The following is a 17,097-nucleotide window of genomic DNA, read 5'->3' as shown; positions in this document are numbered from 1 at the left end:
GCCGCCGGAGCGGCAGGTCTCCCTCCCTGTACAGCGCCATCTCTCCCGCACTTCCCGCCGGGACCGCCTCGTTCGACGCGATTCGCGAAAGAAGGCTGCTCATGGCTCCATCGACGTCCAGTGCCCTCACCCTGAACATCAACGGTGAGAAGCACACACTGACCGTCGACCACCGCACCACCCTGCTCGACGCGCTGCGCGAGCGGCTCGATCTGACCGGCACCAAGAAGGGCTGCGACCAAGGCCAGTGCGGGGCCTGCACGGTGCTGATCGACGGCCGCCGGGCCGTCTCCTGTCTGCAACTCGCGGTCGCCGCCGAGGGACGCGAGATCACCACCATCGAGGGCGTCGCGGACGGCGACCGGCTGCACCCCGTCCAGCAGGCCTTCCTCGACCTCGACGGATACCAGTGCGGCTACTGCACACCGGGGCAGATCTGCTCCGCGCTCGGCGCGCTGGAGGAGCACGCGGCGGGCTGGCCGAGCGCCGCCACCACCGACGTGCGGCCCGAGGCGGGCGTGCCCGAGCTCACCGCCGAGGAGATCCGCGAGCGGATGAGCGGCAACCTCTGCCGCTGCGGCGCGTACGTATCGATCGTGCAGGCCGTCGCCAAGGCCGCGAGCGCCGAGGAAGGTGCCACCGCATGAGGGACTTCGGTTACCAGCGAGCTCATGACGTGTCCGGCGCGGTCGCCGTGCTCGGCGCCGACCCGGACGCGCGCTACCTCGGCGGCGGCACCAACCTCGTCGACCTGATGAAGACGGGCGTGGAGCGGCCCGCGCTCCTCGTCGACGTACGCGAACTGCCCCTGGACCGCATCGAGACCACCGAGGACGGCGGGCTGCGCATCGGTGCGACCGTCACCAACAGCGACCTCGCCGCCCACCCCGACGTGCGGCGCCGCTACCCGGCGCTGACGCAGGCGGTCCTCGCGGGCGCCTCCGGCCAGCTCCGCAACATGGCGACGGTGGGCGGGAACCTCCTGCAGCGCACCCGCTGCGGCTACTTCACCGACCTGACCAAGCCCTGCAACAAGCGCGAGCCCGGCACCGGCTGTTCCGCCATCGAGGGCGTGCACCACAACCACGCGATCCTCGGCGCCAGCGAGCACTGCGTGGCCGTTCACCCCTCCGACATGGGCGTGGCCCTCGCCGCCTTCGACGCCGTCGTCCACTACGAATCGGCGGACGGTCCTGGCGAGTTGCCGATCTCCGACTTCTATCTGCCCGTGGGGGACACCCCGCATCTGGAGACCGCGCTGCCGTCCGGCGCGCTCATCACGGCCGTCACCCTGCCGCCCGCCCCGGTCGCGGCCGTCTCCCGCTACCGCAAGGTGCGCGAGCGTGCCTCGTACGCGTTCGCCATCGGTTCGATCGCCGCCGCCCTCGACGTGCGGGACGGTGTCGTACGGGACGTGCGCATCGGCATCGGCGCGGTCGCTTCCCGGCCGTGGCGGGCCAGGGAGGCGGAGCGGGTACTGACCGGCGGCCCGGCGAACGCCGAGGTCTTCGCCGCCGCGGCCGACGCCGAACTGGCCGCCGCCCGCGCGCTGCCCGACAACGGCTACAAGGTGACGCTCACGCGCAACCTCGTCCTGGCCCTGCTGACCGAACTCACCGAGGAGGCAACCGGATGACCGCGACGACCACGACGACCACCGCGGCGGCCGGCGCCGTCGGCACCGCGCACACCCGCATCGAGGGCCGGGACAAGGTCACCGGCGCGGCCCGCTACGCCGGCGAGATCCCCTTCGCCGACCTCGCCCACGGCTGGCTGGCGCTCTCCACGATCGCCCGCGGCCGGGTCCGGTCCGTCGACGCCGCGGCCGTCCTCGCGATGCCCGGCGTCCTCGCCGTGCTGCACCACGGGAACGCGCCGCGTGTCGACGCGGACTATGTGGGCATGCTCGGGCGCCCCGACCCGATCGTCGAGGCCTTCCAGCACGACCGGGTGCCCTTCGTGGGCTGGCCGGTGGCGCTGGTCGTCGCCGAGACGCCGGAACAGGCGAGAGAGGCCGCCGAGGCGCTGGTCGTCCACTACGACCAGGAGCCGCACGACATCGAGTTCTCCGCCGGGCATCCGGGCACGTACACGCCGGATGCCGACGGAATGCGCACGGAGAAGGGCGATCTGGAGTCCCGGCTCGCCGCCTCCACCCACGTCGTGGACGCCGAGTACCGCACGCCCGAAGAGCACCACAGCTCCATGGAGCCGCACGCCGCGACCGCCCGCTGGGACAACGGCCGCCTCGACATCGTCGACTCCAACCAGGGCAGCACCTGGGTCGCGGACGAGCTGGCGAAGCTGTTCTCCCTCGACCCGGCCTCGGTGCGGGTGCGGTCCGAGCACGTCGGCGGCGCCTTCGGGTCCAAGGGGCTGCGCATCCACCAGGTCTTCGCCGTGATGGCGGCGACCATGCTGGACCGGCCCGTCCGCGTCGTCATGACGCGCCGCCAGATGTTCTCGCTGGTCGGCTACCGCAGTCCCACCGTGCAACGCGTCCGGCTCGGCGCCGAGCCGGACGGACGGCTGCTCGCCTTCGACCACCAGGGCCACAGCCTGTCGTCGACCGTCCATGAGTTCATCGAGCAGAGCGCCGGGTTCGGGCGTCCGATGTACGCCGCCGACGCGCACCACACCGTCAACCGTGTCGTACGCCTCGACGTGCCGACACCGACCTGGGTGCGGGCTCCCGGCGAGGCGCCCGGCTCCTTCGCCGTGGAGTCGGCGCTCGACGAACTCGCCGAGAAGTGCGGCATGGACCCCATCGCGCTCAGGACCCGCAACGAACCGGACGTCGGCCCCGTCTCCGGCCTGCCCTTCAGCAGCCGCAATCTGCTGGCGTGCTTCGACGAGGGCGCCCGCAGGTTCGGCTGGGCGGACCGCGATCCGCGTCCCGGGCTGCGCCGCGAGGGACGCTGGCTGCTCGGCACCGGCACGGCCGCGGCCACCTTCCCTGTGCTCGTCGCCCCGAGCACCGCGGGCGTGACCGCGGAGGCCGACGGCACCTACACCGTGCGCATCACCGCCGCGGACGTCGGCACCGGCGCGCGCACCGCGCTCACCCTCATCGCCGCCGACGCCCTCGAAGTCACCACGGACCGGGTCCGCGTCCACATCGCCGACAGCGACTTCGGACCCGCGATGATCGCGGGCGGCTCCATGGGCACCCGGTCCTGGGGCTGGGCGGTCACCCTCGCGGCGCGCGAACTGCGGGACAAGCTGGTCCCCGGCGGAGACATCCCGCCGGAGGGCATCACCGTACGGTCGGACACCAGTGACGCCATCGGCGCGCTCACCCAGAAGGAACGGCACGCCTACGGCGCCCAGTTCGCCGAGGTCGCCGTCGACGTCACCACCGGAGAGGTGCGCGTGCGGCGCATGCTCGGCATCTTCGCCGCCGGACGGATCGTCAACCCGCTCACCGCACGCAGCCAGTTGATCGGCGGCATGACCTGGGGCCTGTCCATGGCACTGCACGAAGAGGCGGTCCGGGACGCGGCGTCGGGCGGCCTCGTGGGCCCCGACCTCGCGGGCTATCACATCGCCACGCACGCCGACGTGCCGCACATCGAGGCGGACTGGGTGGCCGACCCGGACGCGGACGACCCGGTGGGCATCAAGGGCGTCGGTGAGATCGGCATCGTGGGCGCCGCGGCGGCGGTCGCCAACGCGGTCTGGCACGCGACGGGCGTCCGCCACCGGACCCTGCCGATCCGCCCCGACCGCGTCCTGCTGGCAGGAACCGCGCCCCGTGCTTGACATCGCCGACGACCTGCACCGATGGGTCGAGGAGGGCCGGGACTTCGCCGTCGCCACCGTCGTGAGCGTCGGCGGCAGCGCACCGCGCGGTCCCGGCGCCGCCCTGGCCGTCGACGGCGCGGGCACCGTCATCGGCTCGGTCTCCGGCGGCTGCGTCGAGGGGGCCGTCTACGACCTGTGCGTCCAGGCCCTCCAGGACGGCGAAGCCACCGTCGAGGAGTTCGGCTACAGCGACGAGGACGCCTTCGCGGTCGGCCTGACCTGCGGTGGGACCATCGAGGTCCTGGTCACGCCGGTCGCCGCGGACGCGCCGGACAGGGCGGTGTTCGCCGCCGCCCTGTCCGCCGCCGTCCGCGGCGGGACGGTGGCCCTGGCCCGCGTGTTCAAGGGCCCGCCCGAACTCCTCGGCAGACCGCTCCTGGCGGACCCCACCGCGTACGAGGGAACACTGGGCGGACACCCGGAGCTGGACCGCACGGCGGCGGGGGAGAGCCGCGCCCTGCTGGCGGCCGGCCGCACCGGCGAGTTCGTCGTCTCCGAGAGCGGGACGCGCTGCGGGAGCGCCGTGACGGTCCTCGTCGAGTCGAGCGTGCCGCCACCCCGCATGATCGTCTTCGGCGCCGTCGACTTCGCGGCGGCCCTGGTCCGCGCGGGCAAGTTCCTCGGCTACCACGTGACGGTCTGCGACGCCCGCCCCGTCTTCGCCACCCGGGCCCGCTTCCCGGAGGCCGACGACATCGTCGTCGAGTGGCCGCACCGCTACCTCCGCGACACCACCACGGACCGCCGCACCGTCCTGTGCGTCCTCACCCACGACGCCAAGTTCGACGTGCCGCTCCTCGCGGCGGCGCTGCGGCTGCCCGTCGCGTTCGTCGGCGCGATGGGCTCCCGCCGCACCCACGAGGACCGCAACCGCCGGCTGCGCGAGGTGGGCGTCACGGAGGACGAACTGGCCGCGCTGCACTCGCCGATCGGCCTCGACCTCGGGGCTCGCACGCCCGAGGAGACCGCCCTGTCCATCGCGGCGGAGATCGTCGCGGCACGGCAGGGCGGCACCGGCCTGCCGCTGACCGGCTCACGCACGCCGATCCACCACGACGGACCCGGCGGCACCCGGCAGGGCACGGACAGTGCAACCACCACGGAAGGTGCGCAAGCATGGCCGACACGACACCGCCCCGTACAGAAGCCACCCGTACGGAAGTGATCCGTACCGGACCGATCCGCTACGCCACCGCCGAACGCTTCGCCCGGCCCCGGCCCGTACCGGACGGAGACCCGCTCCCCACCCGCGGCGAGATCTGCCCGCAACCGCCCTCCCGGCTCGACTTCGTGATGGGTGCGCCCCGCGACACCCACCCGCAGGGCGAGGACTGCCTCAACCTGGCGATCGCCACCCCGGCCCGGGACGCCGGGGCCAGGCCGGTGTTCGTGTGGCTGCACGGCGGCGGGTTCAGCACCGGCGCGGGCCTCATGGACTGGTACGACGGGGGAGTCCTCGCCGCCGAGGGCGACGTGGTCGTCGTCAGCGTCAACTACCGCCTAGGAGCGCTGGGTTACCTGTGCCTCGACGGGGTGAGCGAGGGCAATCTCGGCCTGTACGACCAGGTGGAGGCGTTGCGCTGGGTGCGGAAGCACATCGCCGGGTACGGCGGCGACCCCGCGGACGTCACGCTGATCGGGCAGTCCGCAGGCGGCATCTCCATTCGCCTCCTGATGGAACTGCCCGAAGCGCGCGGCCTCTTCCGCCGGGCCGTCCTGCAGAGCGCCCCGCTGGAGATCACCGCCCGGCCCCGAGAGGAGTCCTTCGCGCTCGGCAAGGTCTTCGCCGACGCCCTCGGCACCGACCCGCGCACGGCCGAGGTCCCCGCGATCCTGGCGGCACAGAGCGAGACGGCGGCCTTTCACCTGCGCACGGCGGGCAGGCGCATGGAGCCCGCCTTCATACCCGTGGAGGGAGTCCCTCCCATCCCGCCGCCGGGCACCCCCCTCGGCGAGAGCGTCCGGGGCCTGGACGTCCTGTACGGCTGGAACGCCGACGACATGACCGTGTTCCTCGGCGCGGGCGAGGACCCGGCGGTGCGCACCCGCGAGGTGTACGAGGGGCCGCTGACCCGCTACGGGGAGCGCCTGGCGCGGGCCGGTGCGCGCGTGCACTCCTACCGCATCGACTGGCGCCCCGCCGGATCCCCGCTGGGCGCCACCCACTGCCTCGAACTGCCCCTGCTCTTCGGTACGCGCGACGCGTGGCGGACGGCGCCGATGCTGGGGGAGACGCCGTGGGAGGAGATCGACCGGCTGGGCAGGGCGCTGCGTTCCGCGTGGCTCACCTTCGCGCGCACGGGCACGCCCGGCGACCTGCCCGCGCCTCTCACCGGCGGACCGGCACCCGGGACCTCATGAGCCGGGCAGCTTCCGCGGCTCCAGCGGACGGGTCGCGGGGCCCTGCAGGACCGAGCCGTCGGTGGCGAACCGGGAGCCGTGACACGGGCACTCCCACGTCGTCTCCGCCTCGTTGAAGGAGACCAGGCAGCCGAGGTGGGTGCAGCGGGCCGAGACCGCGTGCAGCGCGCCGGACTCGTCCCGGTGCACCGCGCAGCGCCGCCCCTCGACCCGGACCACCGCCCCGGATCCCGCGGGGATCTCGTCCACGGAGTCGAGGTGCGTGGTGCGGAGCCGGTCCCCGATGAAGTGCCGTGCGACCTCCGCCTGCGTGCTCAGCAGGGACGGCATCTCCCGCACGGCGCTCCACAGCCGGCGCGGGTCGTACAGCTCGGCCCACGGCGACTTCTCGCCGCAGATCAGCTTGGTGAGCAGCTGTCCCGCCATGACGCCGCCGCTCATGCCCCAGCCGCCGAACCCGGTCGCCACATAGGTGTGCCGGGCGCCGGGGTGGAAGGGGCCGACCATCGGGACCGTGTCGGTGGCCTCGTTGTCCTGCGCCGCCCACCGGTAGGCGGTCTCCCCGACGTCGAAGCGTTCCCGCATCCACGTGTCCAGGGAGAGGAAGCCCGCGGCGGGGTCGCCGGTGCCCGGGGTGAAGCTCTCACCGGTGACGATGAGGAGCCGTCCGCCGTCACCGCCGTACGGCGCGGTGCGCACCGAGCGCTTGCCCTCGTCCTGCGTGATGTACATGCCGCCCGGGTCCTGGCCGGCCGCCAGCGGGGCGGCGACGACGAGTTCGCGCCGGGGGGAGAGGCGGGCGAACAGCAGGGCGCGGTCGAAGACCGGGTAGTGGGTGGCGATGACGACGGACCGAGCGGTGACCGTGTGCCCGGACTCGGAGGTCACGGTGCACGGCGACCCTTCGCGCAGGCCGGTGATCCGGGTCCGCTCGTGGATGACGCCGCCCCGCGCGAGCAGGTCGTCGGCGAGCGCGAGCAGGTAGGCGCGGGGGTGGAACTGCGCCTGGTCCTCGACGCGCACCGCGCCCGCCACGGGGAAGGGCAGACCGCTCTCCTCCGTGTACGTGGCGGCGAGGCCGGCCTCCCGGGCCGCGGCGGCCTCGGCCCGCAGCTCGTCGGTGCGGTCGGTGCGGGTCGTGAAGGTGAAGGCGGGGGCGCGTTCCAGATCGCAGTCGATGCCGAGCTCGGCGGAAACCTCCGCCACGTGCTCGACCGCCCGTTGCTGCGACTCCGCGTACAGGCGGGCGCCCTCGGGGCCGCGCGTGCGGCGCAGCTGCTCATAGACGAGGGAGTGCAGGGCGGTGAGCTTGGCGGTGGTGTAGCCGGTGACGCCGGCGGCGATGCGGTCGGCCTCCAGGACGGCGACCGACCGTCCGGCGCGGGCCAGTTCCCACGCCGTGCTCAGCCCCGCGACGCCGCCGCCGACCACGGCGACGTCCACCTCGATGTCCTCGGTCAGGGGCGGGTGGGACGTGGACGCGCTGGTGTCCATCCAGTACGACTCGGGGCGGCCCGGCAGCGGGCCGGATGTCTTCGTGTTCATGCGGCTTCCGTGACGGTGTACATGTCGGTCTCCAAGGTCTCGGCGTCCGTGGGGCGAGTCTCCCCCGGCCTGTGCGCCAAACCCGGCCGCCGCGCCGCCCCCGCGGCCCGGCGGCCGACCGGACGGGTCAGAGCCAGTCGCGCGGCAGCGTCTCGTTCCATGTGCGGGAGAAGACGCGGCGTTCGCCCTCGTAGCCGTCCAGCGTCGCGTCGACGAAGAAGTGGTCCTCGTCGCACCTCAGCACCGTGCGGGTCCGCACGCTGACGTCCCAGTCGTCCCGCCGGAACTGCAGCGTCCAGTCGGACTCGCCGCCCACCGAGGTGAAGTCGTCGCCGGTCGCGGTGTACCGCTCGTACGCCCGGCAGCCGACATCGAGGCCGATCTCGTCGTAGCGCACGGTGCCGCGGTCCTTGACGATCTCCAGGGAGGAGTCGTATCCGACCAGGTCGCGCTTGACCTCCCAGCGCTGCTCCGGGGGTGTGAGCTGGGTGGTGGCGAGCGGCGGGGTTCCCTCGGGTTCGCCGAAGGGCCGCTGGGGCGCGTTGTCCGGTTCCGTCGTCGGGCGCACCGGCAGGCGCAGCGCGCTGGACCCCTCGTACACGCTGAGCACGACGGGGCGCGGCGGCGGCCAGGCCAGCGGCCAGTAGGACGTCGACAGGGAGAGCCGGATCCGGTGGCCGGGCGGGAAGGACTGGGCGACGCCGTTGAGCTGGAGGGTCGCGCGGTAGCGGCGGCCGGGTTCGAGCGGTTCGGGCTCGCCCGTGCCGTCCCTTCGGGTCAGGTTGAGCACGCCGTAGGTGACCCGCGTGGCGCGCCCGTCGGGGGCGACGTCGGAGATGCGGGCGGCGACGGTGGCCACCGGCTCGCTGACCGACAGGTCGAGATCGACGCAGGGCGAGCCGAGGATCTCGACGGTCTCGGTGAGCTCCGGCGAGTCGAAGACGAGCGAGCCGCCGTCCTCCTCGCGCTGGTCGTAGGGCAGGTCCGGCGGCGCGTTGTAGGACGCCCACTTCCCGGCGAACTGACCCACGGAGAGCGGCGACTGCACGGTCATGGCCTCGCCCGGGTCCGCCTCTCCCGCCGTCAGGATGCGGTGCCGGGCCAGCGGGTGGCTCACCTGCTCGATGTGCGGCGAGGGCCAGTCCGGCTCGCCGACCCAGCGGCCTGGACGCTCCTCGTACGAGGTGGAGGGCGGCACGCTCTCCTGCATCCAGGCCCGCAGCATCGGGCCGTCCATCGCACCGTTGTCCTCACCCTTGAGCCAGTGGTCCCACCAGCGCACCACCTCCTGGAGGTAGCCGATGGCGGGGCCGGGCTCGCCCAGGTGCGGATACTTGTGCGACCAGGGGCCGATGAGGCCCTTGCGCGGCACGTCGAGATGGCCGAGCAGCCGGGTCACGGCGTTGGAGTAGCCGTCCGCCCAGCCGCTGGAGGCGAGGACGGGGCAGCGCACGTCCTGGTAGTTCTCGCAGACCGAGGCGTGCTTCCAGTACGTGTCGCGGCGCTGGTGGCGCAGCCACTCCAGGACCCAGGGCCGGGCGTGGTCGAGGCGCTCCTGCCACATCTCGCGCCAGCGGTCGCCGACCACCGCCGGGTCCGGGGGACAGGTGGCGTAGGCGAACATGGTGCCCGCCTCGGCCAGGTTGTCCGACAGCATCGCGCCGCCCATGTAGTGCATGTCATCGGCGTACCGGTCGTCCGTGAACGACGAGATGACGATCGCCTTGAGGCTCTCGGGCTGCCGGGCGGCGACCTGGAGGGCGGCGAACGCGCCCCAGGAGATGCCCATCATGCCGGTGGTGCCGTCGCACCAGGGCTGCTCCGCCAGCCAGGCGAGCACCTCCTCGGCGTCGGTCTGCTCCTGCTCCAGGTACTCGTCCGTGAGGACGCCCTCGGACTCGCCGGTCCCGCGCAGATCGACCCGCACGCACGCGTACCCGTGCCCCGCGATGTAGGGGTGGTGGATCGAGTCGCGCTGCGAGCTCAGATCCCGTTTGCGGTACGGGATGTACTCCAGGATGGCCGGTACCGGGTCGTCGTCCGAGGCCGTGGGGCGCCAGACGCGGGCCGACAGCCGGACGCCGTCGGACATGGGGATGACGACGTGTTCTTCCTCTTTCGTCGCGTACGGGAGATTGCCCACGTAACGCATGGTGCGGGTCGTCCTCTCAGTTGCTTTCCCGCCGGGGCCGGCGGGTGGTGCGGGGTGTTCGCTGCTCCGGTCAGTCGTTGGTGACGTCGCGGCCGCCGGGCTCGGTGTCGTCGAAGGCGAGACCCAGCGCGGCCACGCACCGGTCGTACTTGCGCCGCAGGTCCTGCTCGTCGTCGCCGCCGGTGCTGATGTGGGCCAGCTCGTAGCTGTAGCTGTCCTGATCGGTGACCTCGGACAGCTTCCTGCCCTCCTCGGCGAGGACCTCGACGCGCACGCCCGGGTTCTCCCGCTCGATCCGCTCGACCTCCTCGGAGGTCGGCACCTGGTGCGACACGCCGTCGGCGAACCACCGGTAGTACCACTTGGCCGCCGTCGCGTACGGGCCCTCGCGGTAGGGGAGCGCCGGATCCCGGTCGAAGGCGAGGCTGACCATGCAGTGGTGGTTGGGGACGCCGTCGACGTACGCGAAGAGCTCCGCGTGCGACTGCGAGTGCCGGGGGTTGATCTCAAGGAGGTTGATGGCGTCCGTGCCCGGGTCGTAGAAGTACTCGATGCTGAACGTCGCGGCGTCCATGCCGATCTGCCGGATCACCCGCTCCGAGATGTCGTGCAGCCGCCGCACCACGGGCTCCGGCAGGCCGGAGGGGTACTGGTGGCGGAGGAAGCAGGAGGAGTCGGGGTAGTTGATGGAGTCGAGGACGCCGTAGACGGTGACCTCGCCCCGGTGGACGTAACCCTCCACGGCGACCTGGACGCCCGAGAGCGCCTCCTCGGCGAGACAGACCTCGGCGCCGATCCCGTCCATCTCCGGGGGCAGGTCGATCTGCTGGAGTATGTACTCGAAGGGGCGGCCGACCCGGCTGATCCCCTCCTTGATGCGGGCGCAGGCCTCGCGGAACTCCTCCTCGTTCTTGACGCCGTAGGCCAGCTCGGAGGAATAAGAGAGCGCGGGCTTGAGCCACATCGGGTACCGCACCCCCTCGGGCGGCCGCGGCTCGTCCGCGTCCAGGTCGACCCGGCCGAAGCGCGGGTGCGCGTCGGTCACCTTCTGCTGCTCGAGCCGGCTCCAGTACTTGTGCTCGCACTTGACGATCGACTCCAGGCTGGTGCTGCGGGTGCCGTAGCGGTCGCCGAGCATCGCCACCAGCGTGCTGACGGGAAAGTCCCAGTAGCCCACGATCGCGTCGATGCTGCCGTCGAACGAGTCGAGGATGCCCTGGGCCTTGTCGAGCAGCTCCGGCACGGAGACCTCGCCGCCCTGCAGCTCCTCGACGGTGAGCAGCGGGTGGAAGCGGTACTCAGCCGCGTCGAGAACGCTGTTCAGGGTGGGCGCATTGGCGTCGTCCAGACCGATCACAAAGACGTTCTTGCGGGGTGCAGCCACGGATTCTCCTTCAGTCGGCGTCGGAGCGGCCGGGTACCCGCACGCCGAAAAGGCACACGTCAGGTGGGGCGCGCGAAGATCCCGATCGGCCCCGCCCGGCCAGCGGACCCGTGCCGGGTCGCCGATCCTGGGGCCATGACGCCCACTGTGCCGATGACGCGCCGGGCCCGGTTCACCGCCTGGTGGACGGGGCTGCCGCCCGCGGCCGGATCCGCGGTGATGGCCACCGGGATCATCTCCGTCGGCCTGCACCTCCTCGGCCACGAGACCCTCTCCCGCGTGGCACTGGCCCTTGCCGCCGTCGCCTGGCTCGCGCTCGCCGCGGACTTCACGGTCCGCCTCGCCCGGCAGCGCTCCCGATGGAGGGCGGAGGCGGACACACCGCCAGCGCTCACCGCCGTCGCCGCGACCTGCGTGCTGGGCACCCGCCTGTCGCTCCTCGGCCGGCAGCCGCTCGCCGTGACCCTGCTGGTGATCGCCGCCGTCCTCTGGCCGGTCCTGCTGCCCGCTGTCCTGCGGCACTGGGGGCACCGCATGCCGGGCGCGGTCTTTCTCGTCTGCGTCGCCACGCAGGGGATCGCCGTGCTGTGCGGCACCCTGGCCGTCGCCCTGCCCGCGCGCCCGCTCTCCGGCGTCGCGCTCGTCTTCTTCTGCCTGGGCCTGGCGCTGTACGGGGCGGCCTTCGTCCGGTTCGACCTCGCGAACCTGCGTACGGGGGCCGGTGACCAGTGGGTGGCGAGCGGTGCCCTGGCGATCTCGGCGCTGGCCGGGGCGAAGCTCGTGGCCGCGCCCCTGTTCACCGGAGCCTGGCACGACGTCCTGCGCACGGTGACGCTGATCGTCCTCGCGCTGGACCTCGCCTGGTACCTCGTCCTGCTGGTCGCCGAGGTGCGCTGGCCGCGGCCGCGCTACGACGTGCGGCGCTGGGCCACGGTCTTCCCGATGGGCATGACGGCCGTCGCCACGCTCTCGGCCGGCGCGGCGGCGGGCATCGGCTGGCTCGACGCGCCGGGCAGAGTGCTGCTGTGGATCGCGGTGGCGGTCTGGCTGTGCGTGTTCGCGGGGATGGTCAGACGGGCAGCAGACGGGCGATGAGCGCGCTGAGCTGCCGCGCGTTGCGGCACTCGTACATCTCGACCAGTTCGGCGTACGCGTCCGCCGCCGAGTCCCCGGTCGACCACTGCGCGCGCCCTTCCGGGTTGAGCCAGTACACCCGGCGGGCCCGCTCCGCGATGTGCCGCAGCGCGGGCAGGTTCGGATCGCTCATGTTCGTCCGGGCGTCGCCGAGGACGAAGACCGTGGAGCGCGGGCCGACCGCGTCGGGGTACCGCTCGGCGAACTCGCCCAGGGAGGTGCCGTAGTCGCTGCTCCCGTGCCATCCGGTCACCGTGGCCTGCCCGAGGATCCGGGCGCCCAGGCCGCCCGGGTCGGCGGCGCCGCTCGCGACCAGGCCCGTCACCTCGTCCACACGGTTGACGAAGGCGAACACGCGCACCTTGCTGAACTGGTCGTGCAACGCCTGGACCAGCAGCATCGTGAAGTTCGCGAAGCCTGCCACCGAACCGGACACATCGCACAGCAGCACCAGCTCGGGGCGGGCCGGGCGGCGCCGGCGCAGCACGGGACGCATCGGCACGCCGCCTGTCGACAGCGAACCGCGCAGGGTGCGGCGCAGGTCGATGCTGCCGTTTGCGGCCCGCCTGCGCCGGGCGGCAAGGCGGGTCGCGAGCTTGCGTGCCAACGGATGCACCGCCCGGCGGAGCTCGTCCAGGTGCGCGCGGCCCGCGAGGAGGAAATCGACGCGGTCCGCGGTGGTCGCCACGGCGCGGCGGGCGATCTCCTCCGTGCCGCGCCGCTCGGCGACCCGGCGCCGCGCCTCGGTGCGGACACGCTCGCGGAACCCCTCGATGCGGCGCCGCACCTCGTCGGCCTCCAGGCGGTCCGTGAACGTGGCCTCGCCGGTGTCCTGCCCGGTGGAGCCCGCGCGCAGGGCCGCGAGGACACGGGTGAGCAGCGTCTCCGGCCGCAGCCTGCTCAGCGTCTGGTACGACGACCAGCCGTCCGCACCCGACGAGGAGGAGCCGTAACCGCCGAAGCCGTCCACCGCCTCACCCGCCAACTGGCCGAGCAACGCCTGGTCGTCGGCGGCGAGCGCGGCGACGAGCCGTTCCCGCAACGCGTCCCGTTCGGCGTCTCCGCCCTCGCGCACGCGGTCGCTCCCGCCGTCCGGCGCACCGACCCCCAGCGGAAAGTACAGGTCGAAGACGGGGTCGAAGACCGCGCGCTGGTCCTCCCGGTGCAGCAGCGCGGCGGCGAGCCCCTCCCTGACCCGCTCCCGGTCGGCGAGGCCGAGCGCCTCCAGGGCGGCCGCGGCGTCGACGGTCTCACCAGGGCCGATGCGCAGCCCGTGCGAGCGGAGGGTGCCGACGAGACCGGTGAGGCGGCCGGTGATGCCGGAGGCAGGGGAGCCGGGGCCGGGGGAGCCGGGCCCGCCCGCGGTCGGCGGGGCCGTCACACGGCGTCCAGGTCCAGCTTGGCGGCGGCCTTCAGCACGTCGTCCTGGTGCTTGAGGACGACGCCGAGGCTGTCGCGCACGACGGTCTCGTCCAGCGTGTCGGCGCCGAGCGCGAGCAGCGTGCGCGCCCAGTCGATGGTCTCCGCGACCGACGGCACCTTGCGCAGGTCCATCGCGCGCAGCGCGCCCACCACCCGCACCACCGACGCGGCCAGCACCTCGTCGAGCCCCGGCACCTTCATCCGGACGATGCGCCGCTCCAGCTCCTCAGCGGGGAAGCCGATGTGGAGGAACAGACAGCGGCGGCGCAGCGCCTCGGACAGCTCGCGGCTCGCGTTCGAGGTGAGGACGACGAACGGGCGGCGCTCGGCGCTGACCGTGCCCAGCTCCGGCACCGTGACCTGGAAGTCGCTGAGGACTTCGAGGAGCAGCCCCTCGACCTCGACGTCGGCCTTGTCCGTCTCGTCGATCAGCAGGACCTTCGGCTCGGCGCCGCGGATCGCCGTGAGCAGCGGGCGCGGGAGCAGGAACTCCTCGCTGAAGATGTCGGTGCGTGTCTCGTCCCACGACTCGTCGCGGCCCGCGGTGATGCGCAGCAGCTGCTTGGCGTGGTTCCACTCGTACAGCGCGCGCGACTCGTCGACACCCTCGTAGCACTGCAGCCGCACGAGCCGGGCGCCCGCGACCTCGGCGACGGCCTTCGCCAGCTCCGTCTTGCCCACGCCGGCCGGGCCCTCCACGAGCAGCGGCTTGCCGAGCCGGTCCGCCAGGAACACGGTCGTGGCGACGGCGGGGGAGGCCAGGTAGCCGGTCGTGGCCAGGCGCGCCGAGACGTCGTCGACGGAGGTGAAGTACCCGGTCGTCATGGGGAGTTCTCCTGACTGCTCGTCCCGACCGGAGCGTCGCCCGGGTCCCGGTCCCCGTACCCGATCAGTTCCGGCCGTCCGGCCACAACAGGCGGGCGCCTTTTGCGTCGAACGTCACTCCCCGGGCGCGGTCCCTCCCTGCTGGGTCTCATGCTGAGACCGGCCTTCGTATGCTGGCGTCATGAGGCGGACTTCCTTTGCGAACTGGCCGTGCTCCATCGCCCGCACGATGGACCTGCTCGGCGACTGGTGGACCCCGCTCGTCCTGCGCGAGGCGTTCTACGGCATCAAGCGCTTCGACGCCTTCCAGCGGGAGCTCGGCATCGCCCGCAACACCCTGACCGACCGGCTCCGCCGCCTCGTCGACGAAGGGCTCCTGGAGAAGCGGGCCTACCAGCGCGACCCGGTGCGCCACGACTACGTGCTCACCGAGAAGGGCCGCGATTTCTTCGGCGTCCTCGCCGCCATGAACAGCTGGGGCGACCGCTGGCTGAGCGGCGAGGAAGGCGCACCGGTGGTGTTCCACCACGACCGCTGCGGCCACGACAGCCACGCCGAGGTCGTCTGCGCCGACTGCAAGGAACCGATGACGGCCGCGAACACGAGCCCGCGGCTCGGCCCCGGTTACCCGCCCCGGCTCGCCGAACGCCCGGACGTCCAGGCACGCTTCAACCGCTGACGGCACCGCACTCCAGGGCGTACGACAGTGCTCGCCCCTCGGCCGCCGACCCTTGACGAGTGAGTTCATCTACGCAACTCTCAAGCTCAGAGACGACTTGGAGGGCGGTCTTCGATGGAGTGGACAGGTGCGCGTTACGGGGACGGGCCGACGGTCGAGGTGTGCGGGCGGATCGCCGCGTCACCGGAGCGGGTGTGGGAGCTCGTCTCCGACATCGGTCTGCTGCCCACGCTGAGCGCGGAGTTGCAGTCGGTCGCGTGGCTGGACGGAGCGGCCGGCCCCGCGCTCGGCGCGCGGTTCACCGGGCGCAGCAGGCACGCGTCGCTGGGGGAGTGGGAGACCACGTCGTACGTCGTGGCGTGCGAGGCGCCGCGCGAGTTCGCGTGGGCGGTGAACGACCCCGAACACCCCAGCGCCCTGTGGCGGTTCGGCCTCGCGGCGCAGGACGACGGAGGCACCCTCCTGACGCAGTGGATGCGCCTCGGCCCCGGCCGCTCGGGGCTCAGCCACGCGATCGAGCGGATGCCGGAGAAGGAGCAGAAGATCGTGTTCGTACGGCTGAGGGAGTTCGAGCGGAGCATGACCGCCACGGTCGACGCGATCAAGGCGCTGGCCGAGGGCACGGCCGGCGCGCCGACCGCGGAAGGGGCGCACGCCTGATGCGTACGTCGACGACGATCGAGGCGTCCGGGGCGGACTGGCGGGAGACGGTCGACTTCGTCACCGAGGCCGAGAAGCTGGGCATGGACATCTGCTGGGTGGCGGAGGCCTGGGGCTCCGAAGCGCCGTCCCCGATCGGCTACTTGGCGGCCCGCACGGAACGGATGCTGCTCGGCTCGGGCATCATCCAGCTCGGCACCCGCAGCCCGGTCGCCATCGCCCGGGCGGCCCTCACGCTCTCGCAGATCTCCGAAGGGCGCTTCCTGCTGGGCCTCGGCCCTTCGGGGCCGCAGGTGATCGAGGGCCTGCACGGCGTGCCGTTCGCGCGCCCGCTCTCCCGGATGCGGGAGACCGTCGACATCGTCCGGCGGGCGGCCTCCGGCGAGAAGATCGTGTACGCGGGGCGGGAGTTCACCGTCCCGCTGCCCGGCGGCGATGCCCGGCCCATGCGCCTCTCGCTGCGCGCCGAGCACGACCTGCCGATCTACCTCGCCACTCTCTCCCCGAAGATGCTCCGCCTCACGGGGGAGGTCGCGGACGGCTGGCTCGGCACGAGCTTCGTGCCGGAAGGCGCCAAGGGGGCCTACTTCGACCACTTGGACGCGGGTCTCGCCGCGGCCGGCCGCACCCGCGCCGACCTCGACATCTGCCAGGGCGCCGAAGTGGCGTTCGCGGACGACGAGGACGCCCTGCGCGCGATGGTCGCGGGACGCAAGAAGGAACTCGCCTTCTCCCTCGGCGGGATGGGCTCCGCCACCACCAACTTCTACAACGGCGCCTACAGCAGGCAGGGCTGGGCCGAGGTCGCAGCGGAGGTCCGAGAGCGCTGGCAGGCGGGTGACCGGGACGGCGCGGCCGGTCTCGTGACCGACGAGATGGTGCTCGCGACCACTCTGATCGGCACCGAGGAGATGGTGCGCGAACGGCTGCGGGTCTGGCGCGCCGCGGGAGTCGACACGGTCCGCCTCTATCCGGCGGGCGACACACTGGCGGCGCGGCTCGACACGCTGGGGCGGGCGATCGAGCTCGTACGGGAGGGGTGAGCCGCCCGCCCGCTCGCCAGGCCGGACCTGCCCGGGCCCGCCGAACCTGCCAGGAGGCGCGGTGGACCCGGAACCGGCTCAGGCGTTC

The 17,097-nt window shown here is 72.9% G+C and carries 14 protein-coding genes; 9 read left to right on the top strand and 5 right to left on the bottom strand.

Annotated features, from left to right (window positions below; genetic code table 11):
* The first annotated feature begins 101 nt into the window (after positions 1–101).
* The 5 genes from ACI2L3_RS14025 to ACI2L3_RS14005 are packed head-to-tail and all read left to right on the top strand — an operon-like array spanning position 102 to position 6,165.
* The gene (locus ACI2L3_RS14025; protein ID WP_404752610.1) at positions 102–647 is read left to right on the top strand and encodes a (2Fe-2S)-binding protein; all 546 of its coding nucleotides are present in this window, start codon (positions 102–104) and stop codon (positions 645–647) included.
* Positions 644–1,636 (top strand): FAD binding domain-containing protein, encoded by a 993-nt coding sequence (locus ACI2L3_RS14020; protein ID WP_404752609.1) that lies wholly within the window; start codon positions 644–646, stop codon positions 1,634–1,636. Before ACI2L3_RS14025 ends, ACI2L3_RS14020 begins: the two co-directional genes overlap by 4 nt.
* The gene (locus tag ACI2L3_RS14015; RefSeq protein WP_404752608.1) at positions 1,633–3,762 is read left to right on the top strand and encodes a xanthine dehydrogenase family protein molybdopterin-binding subunit; all 2,130 of its coding nucleotides are present in this window, start codon (positions 1,633–1,635) and stop codon (positions 3,760–3,762) included. Before ACI2L3_RS14020 ends, ACI2L3_RS14015 begins: the two co-directional genes overlap by 4 nt.
* Positions 3,755–4,969: an XdhC family protein gene (locus ACI2L3_RS14010; protein WP_404752607.1), complete on the top strand. Its 1,215-nt coding sequence runs from the start codon at positions 3,755–3,757 to the stop codon at positions 4,967–4,969. Before ACI2L3_RS14015 ends, ACI2L3_RS14010 begins: the two co-directional genes overlap by 8 nt.
* On the top strand, positions 4,921–6,165 hold the full coding sequence (locus ACI2L3_RS14005) for a carboxylesterase family protein (RefSeq protein ID WP_404752606.1): 1,245 nt from the start codon (positions 4,921–4,923) through the stop codon (positions 6,163–6,165). The genes ACI2L3_RS14010 and ACI2L3_RS14005 overlap by 49 nt, the downstream gene beginning before the upstream one ends.
* On the opposite strand, the gene ACI2L3_RS14000 is transcribed toward ACI2L3_RS14005, so the two are convergent.
* The 3 genes from ACI2L3_RS14000 to ACI2L3_RS13990 all read right to left on the bottom strand — a co-directional run bounded on the left by ACI2L3_RS14000 (position 6,160) and on the right by ACI2L3_RS13990 (position 11,246).
* Complete coding sequence (locus tag ACI2L3_RS14000; RefSeq protein ID WP_404752605.1) at positions 6,160–7,710, bottom strand: FAD-dependent oxidoreductase; 1,551 nt, start codon at positions 7,708–7,710, stop codon at positions 6,160–6,162. The genes ACI2L3_RS14005 and ACI2L3_RS14000 overlap by 6 nt on opposite strands.
* Before the next feature lie 127 nt (positions 7,711–7,837).
* A complete protein-coding gene (locus tag ACI2L3_RS13995; protein WP_404752604.1) occupies positions 7,838–9,862 on the bottom strand; it encodes a CocE/NonD family hydrolase in 2,025 nt (674 codons plus the stop codon).
* A 70-nt stretch (positions 9,863–9,932) separates the two neighbouring features.
* Positions 9,933–11,246: an acetyl-CoA carboxylase biotin carboxylase subunit family protein gene (locus ACI2L3_RS13990; protein WP_404752603.1), complete on the bottom strand. Its 1,314-nt coding sequence runs from the start codon at positions 11,244–11,246 to the stop codon at positions 9,933–9,935.
* A 135-nt stretch (positions 11,247–11,381) separates the two neighbouring features.
* Between ACI2L3_RS13990 and ACI2L3_RS13985 the strand changes: the two genes are divergently transcribed.
* Positions 11,382–12,341: a tellurite resistance/C4-dicarboxylate transporter family protein gene (locus tag ACI2L3_RS13985; RefSeq protein ID WP_404752602.1), complete on the top strand. Its 960-nt coding sequence runs from the start codon at positions 11,382–11,384 to the stop codon at positions 12,339–12,341.
* On the opposite strand, the gene ACI2L3_RS13980 is transcribed toward ACI2L3_RS13985, so the two are convergent.
* Both ACI2L3_RS13980 and ACI2L3_RS13975 read right to left on the bottom strand, forming a co-directional pair.
* Positions 12,316–13,698, bottom strand: coding sequence for a VWA domain-containing protein (locus ACI2L3_RS13980; protein ID WP_404752898.1), 1,383 nt, complete (start codon positions 13,696–13,698; stop codon positions 12,316–12,318). The two genes, ACI2L3_RS13985 and ACI2L3_RS13980, sit on opposite strands and share 26 nt — an antisense overlap.
* A 59-nt stretch (positions 13,699–13,757) precedes the next feature.
* Entirely contained in the window at positions 13,758–14,627 is an 870-nt protein-coding gene (locus ACI2L3_RS13975) for an AAA family ATPase (RefSeq protein ID WP_404752601.1), read from the bottom strand.
* A 181-nt stretch (positions 14,628–14,808) separates the two neighbouring features.
* Between ACI2L3_RS13975 and ACI2L3_RS13970 the strand changes: the two genes are divergently transcribed.
* The 3 genes from ACI2L3_RS13970 to ACI2L3_RS13960 all read left to right on the top strand — a co-directional run bounded on the left by ACI2L3_RS13970 (position 14,809) and on the right by ACI2L3_RS13960 (position 17,009).
* A complete protein-coding gene (locus tag ACI2L3_RS13970) occupies positions 14,809–15,306 on the top strand; it encodes a winged helix-turn-helix transcriptional regulator (protein ID WP_404752600.1) in 498 nt (165 codons plus the stop codon).
* Positions 15,307–15,420: 114 nt separating this feature from the next.
* The gene (locus ACI2L3_RS13965; RefSeq protein WP_404752599.1) at positions 15,421–15,966 is read left to right on the top strand and encodes an SRPBCC family protein; all 546 of its coding nucleotides are present in this window, start codon (positions 15,421–15,423) and stop codon (positions 15,964–15,966) included.
* On the top strand, positions 15,966–17,009 hold the full coding sequence (locus ACI2L3_RS13960) for an LLM class flavin-dependent oxidoreductase (RefSeq protein WP_404752598.1): 1,044 nt from the start codon (positions 15,966–15,968) through the stop codon (positions 17,007–17,009). Before ACI2L3_RS13965 ends, ACI2L3_RS13960 begins: the two co-directional genes overlap by 1 nt.
* Positions 17,010–17,097 lie beyond the last annotated feature (88 nt).

This window comes from Streptomyces sp. NPDC029674, from assembly GCF_044903205.1.
GTDB lineage: Bacteria > Actinomycetota > Actinomycetes > Streptomycetales > Streptomycetaceae > Streptomyces.
The sequence above is the reverse complement of the archived record's forward strand: the minus strand, read 5'-3'. Positions and strand labels throughout refer to the sequence as shown.